General features: G+C 55.7%; 18 protein-coding genes. 13 read left to right on the top strand and 5 right to left on the bottom strand.

The window, feature by feature from the left end; genetic code table 11:
• Positions 1–45: 45 nt before the first annotated feature.
• The gene (secA, locus tag VH413_00280) at positions 46–3,096 is read left to right on the top strand and encodes a preprotein translocase subunit SecA (GenBank protein ID HEX3797107.1); all 3,051 of its coding nucleotides are present in this window, start codon (positions 46–48) and stop codon (positions 3,094–3,096) included.
• A gap of 16 nt (positions 3,097–3,112) precedes the next feature.
• On the opposite strand, the gene VH413_00275 is transcribed toward secA, so the two are convergent.
• On the bottom strand, positions 3,113–5,497 hold the full coding sequence (locus tag VH413_00275) for a zinc-dependent metalloprotease family protein (protein HEX3797106.1): 2,385 nt from the start codon (positions 5,495–5,497) through the stop codon (positions 3,113–3,115).
• A gap of 334 nt (positions 5,498–5,831) precedes the next feature.
• Between VH413_00275 and VH413_00270 the strand changes: the two genes are divergently transcribed.
• The 10 genes from VH413_00270 to atpC all read left to right on the top strand — a co-directional run bounded on the left by VH413_00270 (position 5,832) and on the right by atpC (position 14,698).
• The gene (locus VH413_00270; protein ID HEX3797105.1) at positions 5,832–6,515 is read left to right on the top strand and encodes an ABC transporter ATP-binding protein; all 684 of its coding nucleotides are present in this window, start codon (positions 5,832–5,834) and stop codon (positions 6,513–6,515) included.
• A complete protein-coding gene (locus VH413_00265; protein ID HEX3797104.1) occupies positions 6,512–7,723 on the top strand; it encodes an FtsX-like permease family protein in 1,212 nt (403 codons plus the stop codon). Before VH413_00270 ends, VH413_00265 begins: the two co-directional genes overlap by 4 nt.
• 164 nt (positions 7,724–7,887) lie before the next feature.
• Positions 7,888–8,886 carry a F0F1 ATP synthase subunit A gene (gene atpB / locus VH413_00260; protein HEX3797103.1) on the top strand — a complete coding sequence of 333 codons (999 nt, stop codon included), beginning with the start codon at positions 7,888–7,890 and terminating at the stop codon, positions 8,884–8,886.
• Between the two features lie 65 nt (positions 8,887–8,951).
• Positions 8,952–9,164: an ATPase gene (locus VH413_00255; GenBank protein HEX3797102.1), complete on the top strand. Its 213-nt coding sequence runs from the start codon at positions 8,952–8,954 to the stop codon at positions 9,162–9,164.
• An 83-nt stretch (positions 9,165–9,247) separates the two neighbouring features.
• A complete protein-coding gene (gene atpF, locus VH413_00250) occupies positions 9,248–9,784 on the top strand; it encodes a F0F1 ATP synthase subunit B (protein ID HEX3797101.1) in 537 nt (178 codons plus the stop codon).
• A gap of 10 nt (positions 9,785–9,794) precedes the next feature.
• Positions 9,795–10,187: a F0F1 ATP synthase subunit delta gene (locus VH413_00245; GenBank protein ID HEX3797100.1), complete on the top strand. Its 393-nt coding sequence runs from the start codon at positions 9,795–9,797 to the stop codon at positions 10,185–10,187.
• A gap of 16 nt (positions 10,188–10,203) precedes the next feature.
• Positions 10,204–11,736: a F0F1 ATP synthase subunit alpha gene (gene atpA, locus VH413_00240; protein ID HEX3797099.1), complete on the top strand. Its 1,533-nt coding sequence runs from the start codon at positions 10,204–10,206 to the stop codon at positions 11,734–11,736.
• Between the two features lie 137 nt (positions 11,737–11,873).
• Complete coding sequence (gene atpG / locus VH413_00235; GenBank protein HEX3797098.1) at positions 11,874–12,743, top strand: ATP synthase F1 subunit gamma; 870 nt, start codon at positions 11,874–11,876, stop codon at positions 12,741–12,743.
• 11 nt (positions 12,744–12,754) lie between these two features.
• Entirely contained in the window at positions 12,755–14,206 is a 1,452-nt protein-coding gene (gene atpD, locus VH413_00230; GenBank protein ID HEX3797097.1) for a F0F1 ATP synthase subunit beta, read from the top strand.
• A 51-nt stretch (positions 14,207–14,257) separates the two neighbouring features.
• Positions 14,258–14,698, top strand: coding sequence for an ATP synthase F1 subunit epsilon (atpC, locus tag VH413_00225; protein ID HEX3797096.1), 441 nt, complete (start codon positions 14,258–14,260; stop codon positions 14,696–14,698).
• Here atpC and VH413_00220 read toward each other — a convergent pair whose 3' ends face one another.
• The 4 genes from VH413_00220 to VH413_00205 are packed head-to-tail and all read right to left on the bottom strand — an operon-like array spanning position 14,699 to position 19,902.
• On the bottom strand, positions 14,699–15,493 hold the full coding sequence (locus VH413_00220) for a PPK2 family polyphosphate kinase (GenBank protein ID HEX3797095.1): 795 nt from the start codon (positions 15,491–15,493) through the stop codon (positions 14,699–14,701).
• Between the two features lie 56 nt (positions 15,494–15,549).
• Entirely contained in the window at positions 15,550–17,007 is a 1,458-nt protein-coding gene (gene uxaC / locus VH413_00215; protein HEX3797094.1) for a glucuronate isomerase, read from the bottom strand.
• A gap of 10 nt (positions 17,008–17,017) precedes the next feature.
• On the bottom strand, positions 17,018–18,610 hold the full coding sequence (locus VH413_00210; GenBank protein ID HEX3797093.1) for a glycoside hydrolase family 28 protein: 1,593 nt from the start codon (positions 18,608–18,610) through the stop codon (positions 17,018–17,020).
• Between the two features lie 32 nt (positions 18,611–18,642).
• The gene (locus VH413_00205; protein HEX3797092.1) at positions 18,643–19,902 is read right to left on the bottom strand and encodes a tagaturonate epimerase family protein; all 1,260 of its coding nucleotides are present in this window, start codon (positions 19,900–19,902) and stop codon (positions 18,643–18,645) included.
• A 133-nt stretch (positions 19,903–20,035) separates the two neighbouring features.
• Here VH413_00205 and VH413_00200 point away from each other — a divergent pair, with 133 nt between their 5' ends.
• Both VH413_00200 and VH413_00195 read left to right on the top strand, forming a co-directional pair.
• Complete coding sequence (locus tag VH413_00200; protein HEX3797091.1) at positions 20,036–20,380, top strand: glutaredoxin; 345 nt, start codon at positions 20,036–20,038, stop codon at positions 20,378–20,380.
• A gap of 293 nt (positions 20,381–20,673) precedes the next feature.
• The gene (locus tag VH413_00195; protein HEX3797090.1) at positions 20,674–21,651 is read left to right on the top strand and encodes an Ig-like domain-containing protein; all 978 of its coding nucleotides are present in this window, start codon (positions 20,674–20,676) and stop codon (positions 21,649–21,651) included.
• Positions 21,652–21,692: the final 41 nt, after the last annotated feature.

The raw sequence follows: 21,692 nt of genomic DNA, 5'->3' as shown, positions 1-21,692 counted from the left end.
GGGGATGGATGCCGTAATTTCCATGACTCTTTTTAAAGATTTTGCATGATCGGATATATTGTCAAAAAGTTCATCGGGTCGAAGAATGACCGGGAAATCCGGAAGCTGCGTCCCATGGTGGAGCGCATCAACCAGGCCGAGGCGGAATTACAGAAGCTTCCCGAGGATGCTTTGCGGCAAAAGACCGCCGATTGGAAGGCGCGCCTCGCCGCGATTGATAATCCGACAGAGCTGGCGGCGGCGGTGGATGAAATTTTGCCCGAAGCTTTTGCGGTCGTCAAAAATGCCTGCCGCCGCATGTGCGGGCGGGATGTCATTGTGCGAGGCCAGCCGCTCAGATGGGAGATGGTTCCATTTGATGTGCAGCTCGTCGGCGGAGTTTCCCTGCACACTGGCAAGATCGCCGAAATGGCCACGGGCGAAGGCAAAACCCTCGTCGCCACGCTGCCGGTTTATCTGAATGCCCTTACTGGCCGCGGCGTGCATGTCGTGACGGTGAATGATTATCTGGCGTCGCGCGATAGCGAATGGATGGGCGCGGTTTATAAATTTCTCGGCCTGACTGTGGGTTGTATCGTGCATGATCAGTCGCCGAGCGTCCGCCGCGAGCAATATAATTGCGACATCACTTACGGAACCAATGCGGAGTTCGGTTTCGATTATCTGCGCGATAACGGCATGGCCACGCGCCGGGAGGACCAAGTCCAGCGCGGTCATTATTTCGCGATTGTTGACGAAGTGGATTCGATCCTGATTGATGAAGCCCGCACGCCGCTGATCATCAGCGGGCCGGCCGTGGTGCAGGTGAACAATCAATACGGCGAATTCAAGCCGGTGGTGGAATCGGTGGTGTTTGCGCAGCAAAAGCTTTGCGGGCGTTTCCTCAAGGAAGCGGAAGAACTGCTGGTTAAGTTGCGCGCGAATGACAAGTCGAGTTCGGAAAATCTCGAACGGCAAATCGGTTTGTTGCTTTATCGCGTTAAACTCGGCCAGCCGACGTCGCTCGAGTTGATGAAGATTCTGGAAGAGCCCTCGAACCAGCGGTTGATGCAGGATGCCGAGTTGTCGTTGCACGGCGATCAATCGAAGAAGGAACTTTACGCGGAGAAGGAAGAATTATTTTTCGCGATTGATGAGAAGAGCCACGAGGCGGACCTGACCGAGAAGGGCCGCAATTTTCTCAGTCCGAAAGATCCCGACGCTTTCATGCTGCCCGACCTCGGCACGGCGTTGCATGAAGTGGATACGGGCGTCGAAACCGACCCGCGCAAGCGGCTGGAAGCGAAGGCCAAGCTGCAATCCGAGTTTGAGGCCAAGGCGCAGCGCATCCATTCCATCGCGCAGTTGCTCAAGGCCTACAGTCTTTACATCAAGGACGTGCAGTATGTAGTCCAGGATAACAAAGTCATCATCGTGGATGAAAACACGGGCCGCTTGATGACGGGCCGCCGCTGGAGCGATGGGTTGCATCAAGCCGTCGAAGCGAAGGAAGGCGTGGAGATCGAACGCGAAACGCAAACGCTCGCGACGATCACGATCCAGAATTATTTCCGCCTCTATCGCAAACTCGCAGGCATGACCGGCACGGCGGAAACCGAGGCGGGCGAATTTCTCGACATTTATAAATTGGGCGTGGCCGTCATCCCGACCAATCGGGTGGTCGCGCGCAAAGACAAAAACGATTCCGTCTATAAGACCAAGCGCGAAAAATTCGAAGCGGCGCTCAAGGAAATCCAGACCATCCATCAGCAGGGCCGTCCGATTCTGGTAGGCACGATTTCGGTTGAGGTCAGCGAATTTCTTTCCCGCCTGTTGAAGAAGGCGGGCATCGTGCATTCGGTGTTGAACGCGAAATTCCACCAGCAGGAAGCGGAGATCGTCCAGCGTGCCGGCCAATTAGGCGCGGTCACCATCGCGACGAACATGGCGGGCCGCGGCACGGATATTAAACTGGGGCAGGGGGTTTCCGAGCTTGGCGGTTTGCACGTCATCGGCACGGAGCGGCATGAATCCCGCCGCATTGACCGGCAGTTGCGCGGACGTTGCGCGCGCCAGGGCGATCCGGGTTCGACGCATTTTTTCATTTCGCTGGAAGACGATTTGATGCGCTTGTTCGGTTCCGACCGCATTGTAAAAGTGATGGAGCGCATGGGCCTCGAGGAGAACCAGGAGTTGGAACATCCGTGGCTGAATCGTTCGATCGAGCAGGCGCAAAAACGCGTTGAAGAACACAATTTCCAGATCCGCAAACGCACGTTGGAATATGACGACGTGATGAACAAGCAGCGCGAAGTCATCTACGGCTTCCGCAATGAAATCATCAATTCGCCGGATGTCCGCGACCGCCTCATGGACATCATGGAAGAGGTGGTCATCCAGAAGATCGAGCAGTTCACCTCGAACACGCAGGACACGGCTGAATGGCGTTTGCGCTCGTTGTCGGATTGGGTGAATTTGAATTTCCCGCTCGGCATGCCGGAGGAGGAAATCGTCAAAGCGGCGCATGACAACCAGGAAACGCCCGTGCCCGGATCGGTGTTCGATGGCTTGAGCCCGGCGCAATTTGGGGCGTGCAATTTTATTTCCGACAGCGTGCGCAAGGCGTACGAGTTGAAGATCAGTTTCGAGAATCCCGAGGCGATCAAGTCGGTCGAGCGTTACACGATTTTGACGGCGATTGACCGGTTGTGGCAGGAGCATCTTTACGAGATGGACAGCTTGCGTTACAGCATCGGCCTGCGCGCCCACGGCCAGCGCGATCCGCTGATCGAATACAAGGCGGAGGCTTTCAAGATTTTCGAGGAATTGATGATCAACATCAAAACGGAAATCTGTCACGGCATTTTCCGCAGCGCATCGAGCCTGATGGCGTTCGAGAATTTTTTGAAGAACGCTCCGCAAAGAACCTTGCATCAATCTTCGAGCGCGTTTGGCGGCGATGCTCCGGCGGCCAAAGGCAACGCCAGCGACGTGGTCAGTGAAGCGAATGCGGCGGTCGAAAAAGCCAAGCCAGTGCGTTCGGGACCGAAGGTTGGACGAAACGATCCTTGTCCTTGCGGCAGCGGGAAGAAGTATAAGAACTGTTGCGGACGATAAGAATATTCGCGCGGCGTCAGGGCACTAGCCGGATGCGATAGAAGCTCGCCATCGCCGCGTTGATGGCGGCGGCGTTGGTCGCGACGAAGTGATTCGCGGTCACTGAGGGGCCGGCATCCAGCCAATTCACCGGCGCTAAATTCGTCGTGTATTGCACGAGGTAATTATCGCCGGGAATGGAACTCCACGTCAGCACCACGTTTGTGTCCTCGAGGCTGATGGATTGAATTGTCGGCGCGGGTACGACGGTGACGTTGAATGATTGCGAGTCGTTCAATAGCGGGTCAGTATTGTCGCTGACATCCACGGTGAAGGCATTTGTGGTGTCGAGATAGTTGGTGTCAGGCGTCCACGTGAGGATGCCGGTGGTTGGATTGATTTCCGCGGTTGGCGGGGAATTGGTATCCAGGCTAAAAGCCAGTGTGTGTGGAGGCACGACCGAATCGGCCACTTGATTCGTGATGATCAAAGTGGCGCCGAGATGGATTGTGACGTCCGCGATGGGCGCGAGCGCGGGCGGCGGATTTGTTTCGGTCGTGAGGTTGAAATCTTCGGGTGAGATGGCGAAGAAAATATTTCCCACAGCCTCGACCCGGATGCGCGCTTGCGAAGTGGCGATGACCGGCAAGGTGACATCGGCGCTGCCGGTGTTGGGTGCGTTCGCGGCGAGCACGATCGGGAAATTCGTTCCGCCGTTGGTGGACAATAAAATATTCACGAACATCGTGTTCACGTTCGTGTCCGTCGTGCCCGCGACGTCCCACATCACCGTCTGCGTCTCGAACCATGTCGCACCTGCGGCGGGCGCAATGATGGTGAAAGGCCCCGCGCCGGGATCAACAAACACCTGCGTGTCCGCTGTGCTGATTGCGCCGCCGCCGGGTTGGTTATCGCGCGCGGTGACGCGGAAATTCATCGTGCGGGCAAGCTGCGGAAGTTGTTCGCCGGGCGTTTGCGTGCCGCTGAGGATGTCGCCAATTTGCGGAAAAGTGCGCGAAGGATTTTGCGTGGGCAGAAATGAGCGGAAGAGCGGGCTGCTGCCATTGTCGGCTTGTTGAAGCGTTTGCGCGGGGCCGAGATCGCGTTCCTCCCAGCAATAGGTGAGCAGGTTGGTATTGGCATCGCTGCCCGTCGCGGTGAGCGTGAACGGTGTGCCGACGGGAATGGTGAAGTTGGAGCCGGCATCCACGTTGGGGCCGGTGCGTCCAGTTGGTGTCAGGACCGGACAACTGCTGCCCGCGCCTTGAGTCGTGTAAGTGATGATTTCGGCGAGGTTGACCGAGTGAAAATACGGGTCGCTGTGTTTCTGCAAATCGTCCCCGGCGCAAATTCCCGCGTAGGCCATGATCGTCGAGCCGCTGCCGGGTTCGTAAGCCGTCGCCGGATTGCGCTGCGTGCCGGCACAATTTCCCTGCACGCCATTGAACGGATGATGCGCGCCAAACTCGTGGCCGATTTCATGCGAGACATAATCTACATAAAAAGCATCGCCAATGGGCATCGGCAAACCCGTCACGCCTTGGGCTTTCATTCCGCTTTGGCAAACGACGCCCAATCCCGCGATGCCGCCGCCGCCCGTGCTGAAAACGTGGCCGATGTCGTAATTGGCATCGCCGATGACATTGTCGAGGTTCGCCTGATTTTGGGAAAGCATGGCATTGCCGTCGGCATTGCTGTAAGGCTCGTTTGTGGTGTCGGTGTAAATAATGGCGTCATTGCTGGCGACGAGCACCATGTGAATCGCCACTTCCGTTTCGTAAATGCCATCTACGCGATTGATCGCCGTCACGATTGCGGCCATGCCGGCGGGCACATTCGGCGGGTCTGGCGCGCTTTGAAATGCGACGTATTCCGCCGTCGCGGCGCAGGCGAGCCGGTAAGTGCGCAGCATGTTATCGCCGTAAGCCAAACCAAGCGGCGTAGGCTTATTCAGCGCGAGCGGCGAATTCGGCGATTCGGCGAGGCAATGAAAATCATCCGCGGTCCGATGATAATCGTGCTTGTAATAACAGGCGTAGAAATTCGTCTCGCCCTTCTCCAGCGGATCCAGATACACCGCGCCGTTTGGCGATAAAATCTGCGCGTGAAATCCAGCGGGAGTGTAATCGAATCGCACCGTGGCCAGCGGATCGTCAATGCCCTGACCGCGATAGGTTTTAAGCGCGGGAAACTTGGCGGCGAGTTCGGACGCCATCACCGGCGATTCAAAAATGTGGAACCGGGCGAGCGAACCGTCCGGCATTGGCAGAGATATTTCCGAAGGCGCGGCATTGCTGGAAAATTCCATCGGCACGCGATTGAGCAGCGCGCGCAACGCGGCATGGTTGAGATTGAAACTGTGAAATACTTGCGGGTGAATCCAAGGGGAAGAGGCCGCAGCAACATTCGGCGCGCGGTCCATAGATTGCCAGATGGCGTTGGTTAATTGGGCGGGAAAGGCGGTTGCAGCCCAAAAGAGAAGGACTAAAACGACCGAGCCACCTGATAAACGCCTGCAACTCACGAATTCACTCTCAATCTGACTATAGTTACTCTCACACGGTTCTCGCATGGTGCGGCACAGATGCATCACCGCGTGGAACACTCCGATTCAAGCATATCCACGCTGCTTTTGCAAGAAGCGCCACTTATAATTTGCGCGAATGCGAATATTCTATTCACCCTCGATAATTTGTTTTTAACTGTGACGCGATTGGAACGATGGAACCACTTCCGTCGTCATAATCGTGGTTATTATGCCGCTGCTAGAGATAAGACAGCTCAAAAAATCGTTTTGTTCCCCGGACGGCGAAATTCATACGGTTGTGGACATTGAATCCTTCGACCTCGCCGAAAAGGCGCAATGTGCCTTGAGCGGCGAAAGCGGTTCGGGGAAAACCACCTTTCTTCATCTCATCGCGGGAATCCTCAAGCCGGACTCGGGTTCAATCCTGCTTGCCGGACGAGAAATGTCGGCTTTGAGTGAACCCGCGCGCGATCGCCTGCGGGCGACTACGGTCGGTTATATTTTCCAGACGTTCAATCTCTTGCAAGGCTACACCTGTCTCGAAAATGTTTTGCTTGGCATGTCGTTCGGCCCGGGAGTAGATCGCGAATTTGCCCAGCACTTGCTTGAACGCGTTGGCTTGGGCCAGCGGCTGCGACATTATCCCCGGCAACTTTCCACTGGCCAGCAGCAACGCGTTGCGGTGGCGCGCGCGCTGGCGAATCATCCCAGACTTGTCCTCGCGGATGAACCTACCGGCAACCTCGATCACAAAAATGCCGGCGAAGCCTTGGCGTTGATCCGCGAAGCATGCGCGGAAAATGGCGCGGCCTTATTGATTGTGAGCCATGACCGCGAAGTGCTCGCCAAATTTGAACACGTCCATTCACTCGCAAAAATAAACCGCGCCACCGCGCCAGAGGTGCGGACGTGACGCTGTGGTTGGTAGTATTTCGCAGTCTGCGACAGCACGCGCTCTCGACTATCGTGACCGCGCTGTCCATCGCACTCGGCGGGGGATTGCTGATGTCTGTGTGGGCGGTGAAGACGCAATCCAGTGCGGTATTTACGGGCGTAAATGGCGGGTTCGACGCCGTGCTGGGCGCGCGTGGGGCGAAGTTGCAGTTGGTGTTGAACGCCATATTTCATCTTGAAGCTTCGCCGGGAAATATCGAGTGGAGCGATTACCAGGAAATCAAAAATAATCCGAACGTGGATCTCGCCGTGCCGATTGCGGTGGGAGATAATTATCACGGCTACCGGCTCGTCGGCACGCTGCCGGAATTATTCGAGCGCGCGGAATATGCTCCCGGGCGCCACTACGAATTCCAACCCGGCGGCCGGATTTTTGATCCCACCTTGCGCGAAGCCGTCGTGGGCAGTTTCGTCGCGCAAAAAATGAATCTCAATCGCGGCGATGTTTTTCATCCGTATCACGGTTTGATCTATAATGAGAAAGACCAGCACTCGGAGACCTATGTGGTCGTCGGGATTTTGATGCCGTCGAACACGCCGGCCGATCGCGTCATCTGGATTCCGCTTGAAGGCATCCAGCGAATGACCGGCCATAATCCTGACAATGTGACCGAAGTCAGCGCTGTGCTGGTGAAGTTGAAGGAAGGCGCGGCTGCCGCGGGTTTCCGGCTCAACACGATGTACAACAAGGAAGGCAAGCGGCTGACATTCGCGTGGCCGATCGGGCAGGTGATGGTGGAATTATTCAACAAAATCGGCTGGGTGGATAGCGTGTTGGAATTGGTTTCGTATCTCGTGGCATTGGTGACAAGTGCTTCGATTCTCGCGAGCATTTATAATTCAATGAACGAGCGGCGTCGTGAAATTGCCATTCTGCGCGCGCTCGGCGCAAGGCGTCGAACCATCTTCGGCGCGATTCTGCTCGAAGCGGCGAGTATTTCTGCGCTTGGCATGGCAATCGCGTTTTTATTTTATGCCATTATCATGATTGTGGCCGCGCATATTATTCGTGCTCAAACCGGTGTTGTAATTGAGCCGATGAAATTTAATCAGGTAATGTTTTGGGCTCCGGTGGCGTTGATTACGCTCGGCGCATTGGCAGGAATTGTGCCCGCATTGAAAGCCTATCGTACCGACGTGGCGGAATATCTCTCGCCAAGCTCGTAATCTGGTCTGCCTTGCAAGATGCGTCGGACGGGCGCGAACCGCTGAAATTCAAGTTGTTAACCCGGCGGGACGAGCCCCATTTATTAACCATTTTTTAAGGCGGGATTTAACTCTGAACCTCGCCCTCAAGTTTTCTGAAAAAAACGCTTGTGAAATTTTTCACGATGAGGCAACTTTCCCCCCGCTTTCAGGCGCAATATCGAATTAACGGCGATAGGTGTCCCTCGAAACCGACGGGAATTTTGATTGTGATGAAGTTCGTAAAAGTAATCCTAATACTCATGCTGGCCTTCGCTCCCTTGATGGGGCGCAGTGCGGTCAGCGCCCAGACGGCTGAAAAAGTTGCCGAGAGCCATGCCGAAAAGGGCGTCTCTCCGACGGCGACTGAGATTGCCCGCGTCGCCGGTTTCCCGATTACCAATTCGATGGTGGTGACGTGGATTGTGGCGCTGGGCCTGATTATTTTCGCGCAAATGGCCACGCGCAATATTCAAGCGGTACCGTCGGGCTTGCAAAATTTTTGCGAATGGTTGGTTGAAAGCCTCTATAACTTTTTGGAAGGCATCATCGGTTCGGACCTGGTTAAAAGAACATTCTGGTTTTTCGCCACCATATTTATCTTCATTTTGTTTTCAAATTGGGCCGGGTTGATTCCGTTTTTTGGAACAGTTGGTTGGAAGGAAACGCTATCGGATGGAACGCAAGTTTTCATTCCTTGGTTTCGTGGTGCGAATGCGGACCTTAATATGACCATGGCAATGGCGCTGGTTTTCTTCGCCTGCTGGATTTACTGGGCTTTGCACGCGAACGGTCCGATCGGTTTCCTCAAACATCTCTTCGCGCCCAAAGGCAATCCGCAAGGCTGGCTTAAGCCGCTGCTCATCGTGGTATTTTTCGCGGTCGGGTTCCTGGAAATCTTCTCAATCCTGTTCCGTCCAGTTTCGCTAAGCTTTCGTCTTTACGGCAATATTTTCGCGGGTGAAAACATGCTGGAAACGATGTCCAACCTCATACCCGGCCTGGGTTGGCTGCTGCCGATACCCTTTTATTTCATGGAATTGCTGGTCGGAGTCATTCAGGCGCTGGTGTTCATGCTGTTGACGGCGGTGTTCACGATGTTGATCATGCCGCATGATGAGGGACACGATCACGCCCACCATTAAAACGATTTCGCCGGTTTGACCGTGTTCAATCGCGGGAGCCGGTGAGCAACAAAAAAGGAAAATATATGTTAACGCCTATGTTGGCAGAAGTATCGGGAAATCTTCACGTCGGTTTGGCCGCCCTCGGTGGCGCGCTGGGCGTGGGTTTCATTGGCATGAAGGCTTCGGAAGCGGTGGGACGCAATCCCGGCGCTGCGACACCAATTCTGGTGCAGTCGATTCTCGCAATCGCCTTCGCTGAAGCCATCGTGTTCTATGCTCTCTTCCTCGTGAAGTAAGAGTTTACTGTGGATAATTGATGGGTGCGGGCCCGGTTGGGTTCGCACCCACTTTAAAGCGTTGATCTATGAATCACTTTGTCATGTTAGCAAATATGGCCAGCGACCTGGCCGAAACGGCACGGTCCACCGGGAAGACATTTGCCGTTGACACGCCGCATTTGATTTCGCAGGCGGTCAGCTTTTGCATTGTGGCCGCGTTGCTCGCCGTTTTCGCGTATCGCCCGGTTTTGAAAATTTTAGCGGAACGCCGCCAGCGCATTGCCGATGGTTTGGCGAATGCCGACAAGATCAAATCCGAATTGGCCCGCACCGAAGCCTCGCGCCAGGAAGTTTTGAATCAGGCGAATGTCCAAGCCAATAAATTGATTGAAGAAGCTCGCGCCGCCGCCGCCCGCGTGCAGGAGCAGGAAACGCAAAAGGCCATCGCCGAAGCCGCGCAGATCATTGCGAAGGCCCGCGAAGCCGCCGAACAGGAACGCGTCCGCATGCTCGGCGATTTGCGCCGTGAAGTCGGACGTCTGGTGGTGGATACGACCAGCAAAGTCACCGGCAAAGTGCTTACGCCGGACGACCAGAAACGTCTTGCTGACGAAACCAGCCGGCAACTGGCCGCGTGATTCTGGATAAATGAAAATCTCCAAACAAGCCCGGCGCGACGCCAAGCAACTGTTCCACAGTTGCACGGCCAATGGATTGCTCGACGAAAATCGTGTTCGCCAGGCGGTGCAACTGGTCATCGCGCAGAAGCCGCGCGGTTACGTGTCCATCCTCACGCATTTGCAGCGACTGGTAAAACTCGACATCGCACGCCGCACCGCGAAGGTGGAGAGCGCCACGGTGCTTTCGCCCGACCAGCAAACGGCGGTGAAGTCCGATCTCAGCAAGAAATATGGCGCGGGCTTAGATATTTCATTTGCCCAAAATCCCGCGTTGCTCGGCGGCCTGCGCATCCAGGTGGGCAGTGATGTTTATGATGGAAGCGTCCGTGCGCGTTTGGAAAACCTGCGCGAGGCATTTTAACCCGACTGATTAATTTATGAGTAACTTACTGCAAGAAATTGAAGCGCAAATCTCCGGCATCAAAACTTCGGTGTCGCGCCAGAATGTCGGCATCGTCCGCGAAATCGGCGACGGCGTGGCGAAGATCGAAGGTCTGACCGACGCCATGCTCAATGAAATGTTGGACTTCGGCAACGGCGTGGTCGGTCTCGCGCTGAACCTGGAAGAAAACGAAGTCGGCGCCATCATTCTCGGTGATTATACTTCCATCACCGAAGGCCAGGAAGTGCGCACCACAGGCAAACTGCTTCAGGTGCCCGTCGGCAAGGGGTTGCTCGGGCGCGTGGTGAACTCACTCGGCCAGCCGATTGACGGCAAAGGCCCGATCAAAGCCGAGGCCAATTATCCCGTCGAAAAAATTGCGCCCGGCATCATCAAACGCCGTTCCGTTAGCCAGCCGTTGCAAACCGGCATCATGGCGGTGGACGCGATGATTCCCATTGGCCGCGGCCAGCGCGAATTGATCATCGGTGATCGTTCGACCGGCAAGACGACCATCGGCGTGGACACGATGATCAATCAGGCCCGCATCAACAAGGCGAACGAAGGCTCGGGCGACAAGGATTTCCGTCCCATCTACAGCATCTACGTGGCAGTCGGCCAAAAGCAATCGAATGTCGCACGCGTTATCAACGTCCTCGAAGAATCCGGTGCGATGCCTTACTCGATCGTCGTGGTGGCCGCCGCTTCCGATTCCGCGACCAACCAGTATCTTGCTCCGTTCGCCGGCGCGGCGATGGGCGAATGGTTCATGGATAACGGCATGGATGCCTTGATTATTTTTGATGATCTTTCCAAGCACGCCGTGGCATATCGCCAGGTGTCGCTCGTGTTGAAGCGTCCTTCGGGCCGTGAAGCGTATCCCGGTGACGTGTTCTATTTGCACAGCCGTTTGCTCGAACGCTCGGCGCGCGTGAGTGAAAAGTATGGCAACGGTTCGTTGACCGCACTGCCGATCATCGAGACGCAAGCGGGCGACGTCTCGGCTTACATTCCGACGAACGTCATTTCGATCACGGACGGCCAGATTTATCTGGAAACGGATTTGTTCTATCAAGGTATTCGTCCCGCGATTTCGGTCGGTCTGTCGGTGTCGCGCGTCGGTTCTGCCGCGCAAATCAAGGCGATGAAACAAGTCGCTGGGCGTATCAAAGGCGATCTCGCACAGTTCCGTGAATTGGCGGCGTTCGCGCAGTTCGGTTCCGACCTCGACGCAAAAACCCAGGCGCAACTCGAGCGCGGCAAACGCATCGTGGAAGTTTTCAAACAGCCGCAATACAACCCGATCCCGGTTGAAGTGCAGGCCGCAATTCTCTGGACCGTTCAAAACGGTTTTATGGACGACGTCGCCGTGGATAAGCTCAAGGATTTCCAAAAGAAACTCACGGAATATCTCACGAGCCGCAAAGCCGATTTGATGGGCAAAATCTCGAAGGAAAAAGCCATTTCGGATGCGCTGGCTGGTGAACTGAAATCAGCCGTTACCGATTTTAAGCAGACTTATAAATAAGTCTCCGGGATTAAGAGAATTGATATGTTCATTGAATCAGTAGCCGACATTAACGATTGCGATGCAGTTTCTTGCAATCTTGAGGTCGCAATTTGCGACCTCAAGTTACGCTGGTTCACGAAAAACAATAACTGACCATGCCGAGCACACGCGACATACGCCGACGCATCAAGTCGGTCAAGAACACAGCGCAGATCACCAAGGCGATGCAGATGGTGGCGGCGTCCAAGATGCGCAAGGCGCAGATGGCCGCGATCGCGGGCCGTCCGTACGCGCAGTTGATGAATCACGTGCTCGGTGAAGTCGCGGGCAGCGGCGGTGATTTCAGCAATCCGCTCATGGACAAGCGCGAGGTCAAGAAACGCGCGATCATCGTCGTGAGCACGGACAAAGGTTTGTGCGGCGGCCTTAACAGCAATTTGATGCGCGAAGCCTCGAAGTTTGATCGCAACGTCACCGTGTTCGTGACGGCCGGGCGCAAAGCTTCGCAATTTATTGCCCGCACCAAGCGCGATCTCGCCGCCGAGTTCACTTACAAAGACGCGCCGACCTTTGCCGAAGCGCGGGCGATTGCGAAATTCGCACGCGATTTGTTCCTCAGCGGCAAGGTGGACCAAGTGGACATCCTTTATACGAATTTTATTTCGACGCTCAATCAAAAGCCGGAAGTGGTTCCGTTCCTGCCGGTGACCGAGGTCAAAGCGGTCGGCAAGACGGCGCATGACGAGGAAAAATTGGCGAAGGGCACGACCGAATTTTTGTTCGAGCCGAATGCGCAGCAGGTTTTGGATGCGCTGCTGCCGCACTATTTGAATTATCGCGTTTACCAGATTTTGCTGGAAGCCAAAGCGAGCGAGCACAGCTCCCGCATGGTCGCGATGAAGAATGCCACCGACAACGCCAAGCAGATCCTGAAGGACCTGACACTTGAGTACAACAAACTGCGCCAGGCCAACATCACGAAAGAACTTTTGGAAATCACCAGCGCCGCGATGGCGATGAATTAACCTCAGATCACATGAATAAAGGCAAAATCGTTCAAATTATCGGTCCCGTTGTGGACGTGGAATTCTCCGACAAGCTGCCCGGCATTTATAGCGCCTTGACAGTGGAATACACCGTGCAGGGCCACCCCACGAAGCTGACGCTCGAAGTGCAGCAGCATCTTGGCGACAACTGGGTCCGCACCGTCGCCATGTCTTCGACCGAAGGCCTCAAGCGCGGCATCGAAGTCTCCGATTCCGGCGCGCCAATTTCCATGCCCGTGGGCGAAGGCGTGATGGGCCGCGTGTTCAACGTGACCGGTGATCCGGTGGATGAACAAGGCCCCGTGACGGCCGACAAGTATCTGCCCATTCATCGTCCGCCGCCCGCGTTGACCGACCAATCCACTTCGCCGCAGGTGCTCACCACGGGCATCAAGGTCATTGACCTGATCTGCCCGTTCTTGAAGGGTGGCAAAGTCGGCGCGTTCGGTGGCGCCGGTGTCGGCAAGACCGTCGTCATCATGGAACTGATCAACAACATCGCGAAATTACACGGTGGCGTTTCCATGTTCGCGGGTGTCGGTGAACGCACACGCGAAGGCAACGATCTTTATAACGAAATGATCGAGGCCGACGTCATCAAGGTCAAGAAAGATGCCAAGGGCCATCCCATCAAGGGTGAAAACGGTTTGCCATTGATTGAGCAAGGCTCGAAAATCGGCCTTGTGTACGGCCAGATGAACGAACCACCGGGCGCGCGTCTGCGCGTGGCGCTTTCCGCGCTGGCCGTGACGGAATATTTCCGTGACGAAAAAAATCAGGACGTGCTCCTGTTCGTTGATAATATTTTCCGCTTCTCGCAGGCGGGTTCCGAAGTGTCCGCGCTGCTGGGCCGCACGCCGAGCGCCGTCGGTTACCAGCCCACGCTGGCCGCCGAAATGGGTGACCTCCAGGAACGCATCACCTCGACCAAAAAAGGTTCGATCACTTCCTTCCAGGCTGTGTATGTGCCGGCGGACGACTTGACTGACCCTGCGCCGGCCACGACCTTCGCGCACTTGGACGCGACCATCGTGCTCGAGCGTTCAATCGCCGAGTTGGGCATCTTCCCCGCGGTGGATCCGCTCGCCTCGAATTCCCGCGCCTTGACGCCGGAAATCGTCGGCCAGGAACATTACGACGTCGCCCGCGGCGTGCAGCGCGTTCTTCAGCGTTACAAAGACTTGCAGGACATCATCGCGATTTTAGGCATGGATGAATTGTCGCCGGAAGATAAATTGACCGTGTTCCGCGCGCGCAAAATCCAGCGCTTCCTCAGCCAGCCGTTTACCGTCGCGCAGGTCTTCACGGGCCGCGAAGGCAAGCAGGTGCCGGTGGCCGAGACGGTCAAGAGCTTCAAGGAAATCCTCGAAGGCAAACACGACGACGTGCCTGAAGGTAATTTCTACATGAAGGGCGGCATCGGCGAAATCAAGGAAGCTTGATCGGACGGATGAACGGCAGAGCCAAGCGATTCCTCAACTGTAATTGACATAATGGCCAACACGCTAAAACTTGAAATTGTCACGCCCGAAGGCCGCACCTTCCCGGCGGCGGGCGCGGACGGCAAACCGGAATCGAACGACGTGGAAATGGTCACGCTCCCAGGTTCCGAAGGCGAAATGGGCATCTACCCGATGCACGTTCCGCTGATGACGCAAATCGTGGCGGGTGAAATCATCGTGCGGCGTGACGGACGCGATTTTCATCTGGCGGTCGGCGAAGGTTTTGTCGAGATCACCGGCGATCACGTCGCGGTGATGACGGACATGGCGATCAAGGCGGAGAACATTGACGAGGCGAAAGCCGAAGAAGCCCGCCGCCGCGCCGAGACGCGCCTGAGCGAAAAATTGAACGAAGAAGATGCAGCCATGGCGCAAGCGGCGCTCGCTCATTCCGTGGCGCAGTTGAAGGTCAAGCGCCGCACCCACTCGTAATCAGGAAATCTTCAGCTTGGACAAATCCATTTTGGGTTTTGGCCAGGACATTTTCAATTTCTCCAACGCCTTCGCCATCGTCTCGGCGACCACATAATCGCGATACCACTTGTGGTCGGCAGGGACGACGTGCCACGGCGCATAATCCGTGCTGCATTTGTTGATCGCGTCCTCGTACGCCTGCTGATAGTCCTTCCAATAGGCGCGCATCTTCAAATCGTTCATCTCCAGTTTCCAATTTTTTGACGGATCATCAATGCGCGCTTTGAGACGTTTCGCCTGCTCGGCCTTGCTGATATGAAGAAAAAATTTCAACAGGATCGTGTTGTTCTGGCTGAGCATTTTTTCAAAGGCGTTGATCTGTTCGTAACGCGCGGACCAGACTTCCTTCGGTTGGAGTTTCAGGACGCGCACGATGAGCACGTCTTCATAATGGGAACGGTTAAACACGCCAATGTTGCCGTAATGGGGCGTGGCTTTGTGAACACGCCATAAATAATCATGCGCGAGATCCTCGGAGGATGGCGACTTGAAATTGGTCGTCTCGACGCCTGAGGGAACGACGTGTTGCAGCACGCGTTTTCCCGCACCGTCCTTGCCGCTGGTGTCCATGCCTTGAAAAAGCAGGATGATCGAATGGGTATGATTTCCGTAGAGCAGTTGCTGAAGGTCGCCGATGCGCTGGCAAAGCTTGTCGGTCTTGGCGCGCGTGGCTTCCTTGTCGAGACCGGCGTGATAGGCAGTATTAAGGTCCTTGAGCTTGATTCGCGAAGTGATTTTGAATGGCTGCGACATAGTGTGGAACTAATACCACAACCTTTCACCGCGGGCATGCAAAATCGCATCGCCATTTAATCACACTGCCGTTGGAACTTCCTTGCCTTTGCGGCGAGGCTTGCCGTTGATCGGCCGGGCAGGGCGAGATAACGCTCGGCATTCGAGTAACAGATATTACGGATCATTGAGCCAATCAGCGCATCGTCGCCGGGAAGTTCGCCGTTTTCGACGTCGCGGCCAATCAGGTTGCACAGCACGCGGCGGAAATATTCGTGGCGCGGATAGGACATGAACGAACGCGAGTCCGTCACCATGCCCACGAAGCGCGAGAGCAGGCCGAGGTTCGAGAGCGCGTTGATCTGCCATTCCATGCCTTCCTTTTGGTCGAGAAACCACCAGCCGGAACCGAACTGAATCTTGCCCGGCGTCACACCGTCCTGGAAATTTCCGATCATCGTCGCGAAGGCGTAATTGTCCGAGGGATTCACATTGTAGATGATGGTTTTGGGCAGCGCTTTTTCCTTTTCGAGACGATTGAGGTACGCGCCGAGCGCCGCCGTTTGTGGAAAATCACCGATGCTGTCGAAGCCCGTGTCGGGGCCGAGTTCATGGAGCAGGCGGGCGTTGGTGTTACGCAACGCGCCCAGGTGGAGCTGCTTGGTCCAGCCGCGTTCGGCGTCGAGCTGACCGAAAAACAGCATCATGAAACTGGCGAATTGGGAATGCTCGGCGCAGGTGACGGGCTTGCCGCGATGGCCTTTTGCAAAAATCGCGGCGGCAACTTTCTCCGAACAAAAATCTGCGAAGCAATGGTTCATGCCGTGGTCGGAAAGACGGCAGCCTTGTGCGTGAAAGAAATCGTGGCGTGAGCGAAGCGCACGCAGGAAATCGCCGAAACTGCCGATGTCCATATCGCTGGATTTTTCGAGTTTCGCGATCCACGACTTGAACGCTTCCGGTTGATTCACCGCGAGCGCCTTGTCGGGACGAAACGCTGGCAGCACACGCGTGGCGAGATTCGAGGTGGCGATGGCCTGGTGCGGCTTGAGATCGTCCGTGGGGCAATCGGTCGTGCAAAGCGCATTGACGCGAAATTTTTTCAGGATGCCCTGCGTCGTCAATTCCGGAGTGGCGAGTTGTTCGTTGGCGCGTTGCCAGATATGGCGGGCACTGGCTTCGTCGAGCAATTCGTTGATGCCGAAATAGCGCTTCAACTCGAGATGCGTCCAATGATATAGTGGATTGCGCAGTGTGTGGGGAACGGTCGCGGCCCACGCGCGAAATTTTTCAAACGGTTCGGTCTTGCCGGTGCAATAGCGTTCGCTCACGCCGTTGGTGCGCATGGCGCGCCATTTGTAATGATCGCCTTCGAGCCAGATTTCAAAGAGGTTGTTGAATTGGCGATTGTTCGCGATGTCGTGCGGCGAGAGATGGCAATGATAATCGAAGATGGGTTCGGGGGCGGCGAATTGGCGATAAATGCGGCGCGCGGTTGCGGTCTGCAATAGAAAATCTTCGTGAATAAATTTCATAAATAGGACGTTATCGGGTGTCGTCTTTTTTCACGTCGGGCTGGTCATTGCCAAAGTGGTTCCCTTCGATCAGCACATCGGTGGCCGTGCCTCCGAGCATCAACACCGGCTTCGCCGTGCCCAGCGGCATGGAGCAACCATGCACGAAAACATTTTTGGCATCGCCGACCACGATCAGGGGCGCGCCATTCGTCTGCGTGGTGCTGACGGAGTCCAACTCAAGGTTTGTGACTCGGTCGGTGACGATGGGCGAGCCTTTGGTGGTATTGATGATGACGTTGTGCAGGCTGATGTTGCGCGCGTCCTTGATGGTCAAGCCTGTCGTTGTGTCCAGTTTGACATCGCTGAACGAAATTCCATCGAGCGGCATTTCATCGAGACCGCTTAAGTCACCGGCGATCTTGGCGTCGCCAGTCAAACCGCTCAGACGGATATTTCGAAAAACCGGCGTGCGCTCGCTGAAGGGTTCGACGTCGCTGCTTTCATAAAAAGTAGTGATGATGACCGCCTCATTGTGAATGTTGCGCATGACAATATTATTGATGCGCACATCTTCCACCACCCCGCCGCGGCCGCGCGCGGACGTGATGCGGATGCCCCGGTCTGTGCCGTCGAAAATGCAATTCGCGATCGTGATGTTCTTCACGCCGCCGGACATTTCGCTGCCGATGACTAGACCGCCGTGGCCATCCGCCATCGTGCAGTTGCTAATGGTGTAATCCTCGGCGGGACGGCCGACGCGGCGACCATCGGCATCGCGCCCGGATTTGATCGCGATGCAATTATCGCCAACGCTGATGTGGCAATTCGAGATGTGGACGTTCTGGCAGGAATCGGGATTGATGCCGTCCGTGTTCGGCGAAACGGGATTGTGAATAATCACAGCCTCAACCGTGACATTTTCGCAATAGAGCGGCGTGACCGTCCAGAAGGGCGAATTGATAAGCGTGACGCCTTCAACCAAAACATTCGTGCAATTATATGGTTGGAAAAATGGCGGGCGCATAAAACCCATTTGCAGCGTCTTATAATTTTCCGCGACCAGTGGATGCGGATTGAGGTGCGCGAATTCCTGCTGCCACTTGTCGCGCTCAGCGTCGTTGCGCGAAGCGCGCACCTGCGACATGTGTTTCCACCACGCCTCACCCTGACCGTCAAGCGTGCCGCGCCCGCGAATGGCGATGTCCTCAGCGTTTTGCGCATAGATCAACGGCGAAAAGTTCGTGACTTCAATGCCTTCCCAGCGCGATGGAACCATCGGCAAATAATCGTCGAAATTGGTGCTGAATTTCAGCAGGCAGCCCGAGTCGAGAAAAAGCGTGATGTGACTTTGCAAATGAATGGGACCGGTGAGGAACACGCCCGCGGGAAAAAAAATCGTGCCGCCGCCCCGCGAATTCGCCGCCGCGATGGCTTGGCGGATGGCATCGGTGCAAAGGGTTTGTCCATCCGCCACGGCGCCAAAAGTGCGAATGTCATAAGTCACCGGCGAATTGGAAAAACTGAGCGACGGTGCCGCCGGGTGAACGGACGAGCAGGCGGCCAGGCCGCAAAGTGCAACCGAAAAAAGGGACACGGCCAACTGGCGGGCTATAATTTTCATTGGCCGATGATATTGGCGGAACGAAGCCGCGTTCAATTCACAAACAACGGCTTGAGATGGCGCTCGTAAAGGTTGTGCGTGACGTTGCGCGACACGGAAGCTTCGTTGGCTTCGAGGGCGTCGAGGTAACGGCGGCCTTGCTTGGCGGCAATTTTGTAGCCGACGTGGAGCAGTTGGCGGACGTGAGGATTGAACTCAGGATTCTTTGGATCATGACGCAACGCGGCGACGAATTGCTCCGCGCTCCAGCCTTTGACGGCATCTTTGGGAGGCAGACGCTTCTCATCAATATCAATCACCGCGGCGTACGGCGCGCAAAGCTGGTCGAGATGATCGAGCGCCTCGCCATAAATATCCTTGGCGAGAATCAGTCCGCTGCCGCCCGCTTCGGCAAGGCCAATGATTTCTTCAAGCCAGGTGGTGCCGGCGGTTTTGATGTGCAGGCCGGCATTGAATTTCGCGAGGCTGCGGCGAATGGCGGGGTAAATGGAAAATTTATCGCTGCCAGAATGAACGCTGAGTTTGAGGTTCGCGGGCAGGCCGTAATGTTTCACCGCGAGCGAGATGACCGCAAGGTCTTCGCTGAATTCTTTTTCGAATTGAGCAAGGTTGCCGACGTAATCCACGCCTTTGTTGAAACGGCCGGTAAATTTGGGCGCGATGGTTTGCGCGGGGATGCCTTCGGCGGCAATCGCCGCGAGGATGACGAGTAATTCCGGCGGGGTTTGAGGCGCGTCAGTTTCATCCATGGAAACCTCGGTGATAAAATTACTCTCGCCCTTCGCCGCGGCAATGTAGCGATAAATTTTGCCGGCTTCCTGAACAGCGAGCAGATATTCGGATGCGATGGCCTCGACCTGCGCACGTGTCGTCTTGAAAGGCTCGGCGATTCCGGGAATGGAAATCTGTCCGACCAATTCGGGGTGGGCGTCCATGAATTTGGCGACAGCGGCGGGAGCAACGGGTTTGCCGATCCAGTCGGCCACGTCAATCGTGTAGAAATCCGAATGCGGCAAGAAGCGGTCCACCGTCTCAATGCGGATATGGTCGGCATCCACGTGGTAAGGCTTGGTCCAGCCGAGCGCCTTGACGGCGGCATCGGCAGCGGCGCGGGTCGTGGAAGGTTCAGAGCCGATGGTAGTGTGCTCGCGATTGGATTTATTCCAGACGGGGATGACCTCGACGCCTTTTTGATTGGCGAGCAGGCATGCCTGGAGTTGGGCTCTGGCTTGGTGCGCAAAACGGTCGCCGATGCCAAAAGAATAACGGCCCACGATCAACGATTTGTTCATACCTAATACTGATAACTAAAACCAAGACGTGTAAATCCCCATTTATGGGAATGGGCGCGCGAGCGCGGATTTCATGCGGAGGAAATAGTTGCCAAAATCACTCGCTATGGCACTTTAGGAGCGGATTTAAATTATGAACAAACCAAAAATCATTGCTTATTTGAAACCCTCGTGCGGCTGGAGCCAGGGCGTCCGCGCTATCATGCGCAAATACGATCTGCCTTTTGAAGACCGCGACATCATTAACGACCCGGTGCAGCGCCAGGAGATGATCGAAAAAAGCGGGCAGATGCTTAGCCCATGCGTCGAGGTCAATGGCCGTATGCTGGCCGATGTCAGCGGTGACGAAGTCGAAGCTTACCTGTTGGCCAATAGCCTCGTCGGCAACACAGAGCGCAAAGCCGATGCCCCGACGAATCAGCCTTGCGACCACGAAATGCCGCGCGTTTCCCCGCTCGATTTCCAGATCCGCCGCTAAACGAGCGCATCCGATTTAGCCAAGTGCGAAGACCAACCGGTCTTCGCATTTTTTTGCGCACGGCGAAATTCCAATTTTTTAGTCCCCGAACCAGCCACAATATAGACAGTCAGTGGCTCAAAATGTCTCGCGTGTGTGGACAGTGTCCAGAAATAGGCGCGTTTTGAGACGCATTGCCTAGATTGTGGGCCTTGCAGCCTGTCAAAACGCGCTTGGCATGTTCCATGCGCTAGCCTCTCGCGAGCTTCAAGCTCACTAATCCATGTTTCAACCCTGAAAAAATAGAGGCAACTATGACTCAACATCTCCTCAAATCCCTCGGTCTGATCGCCTGCACGCTCATGCTCAGTTCCACTTTGCAAGCCCAGGATCTTCCCCGGGTGCGTCTGCGCGCCACTGATCCCACGGCTCTTGAAGGCACCACCGCCGGCGCTTTCACATTGATTCGCCACGGTGACACCAATGACACGCTGACCGTCAATGTGACCATCTCCGGCACCGCTGCGAACGGCGTTGACTATGAGGCCATCAGCACGACGCTCACGTTGCCTCCCGGTTATCTCGCCGTAGATGTTCCTGTGCAACCGATCATTGACACTGTCAATCGGGGCAATAAAACCGTTGTCCTTACCGTGGAACCCAGCGCGGCTTACACCATTGCCGGCAAAGGGAATGCCACCGTGAAAATTGTAGATGATGTTTTTGATGTGCCGCCGCCCACAGTTTCGATTTCAAGCCCCGCAGATGGTTCTTCCTTCACGAGTCCCTCGTCTGTCACGATTCAGGCGGATGTGAACGACACCGAAATTCCCGTCGCTGGAGTAAGCTTCTTCGTGAACGACACTTTGATTGGCCGCGCGACGAATGCGCCATATTCCGTCACCTGGAAAAAACCCGCCGTTGGTCATTACGCCATCTTTGCCCGTGCTGAAGACGAGTTGGGCAAATCCGGCGTGTCCGATCCTGTTCACGTGACCATTTCCTCCACGCCGGTCGTGACCTTAAGCACGCCAGACGGAACCACGTATCAACTCGGTCAAATCGTTACGTTGCAGGCCGACCTCGCTGATCCGACGGAAAACGCGAGCGTAAGCTTCCTCGTGAATGGCAAAGTCGTCGGCACCGCGACCAGCGCGCCATACGTTTTTGAATGGAACACCACGGCCAAAGGCGCTTTCACCGTGCAAGCCACCGCGGTTGACGCGAACAGCGGCAAAAAAGGCTCATCGGCAAAAACCACCATTAACGTCCTTGGAGATCTGGGAAACTGAGCGCAGTGGGTTCAGCTTCGGCAGAAGGCTGAAGTTCAGTT

It is taken from the genome of Verrucomicrobiia bacterium (assembly GCA_036268055.1).
GTDB lineage: Bacteria > Verrucomicrobiota > Verrucomicrobiia > Limisphaerales > Pedosphaeraceae > DATAUW01.
This window is presented reverse-complemented; position numbering and strand designations above follow the sequence as displayed.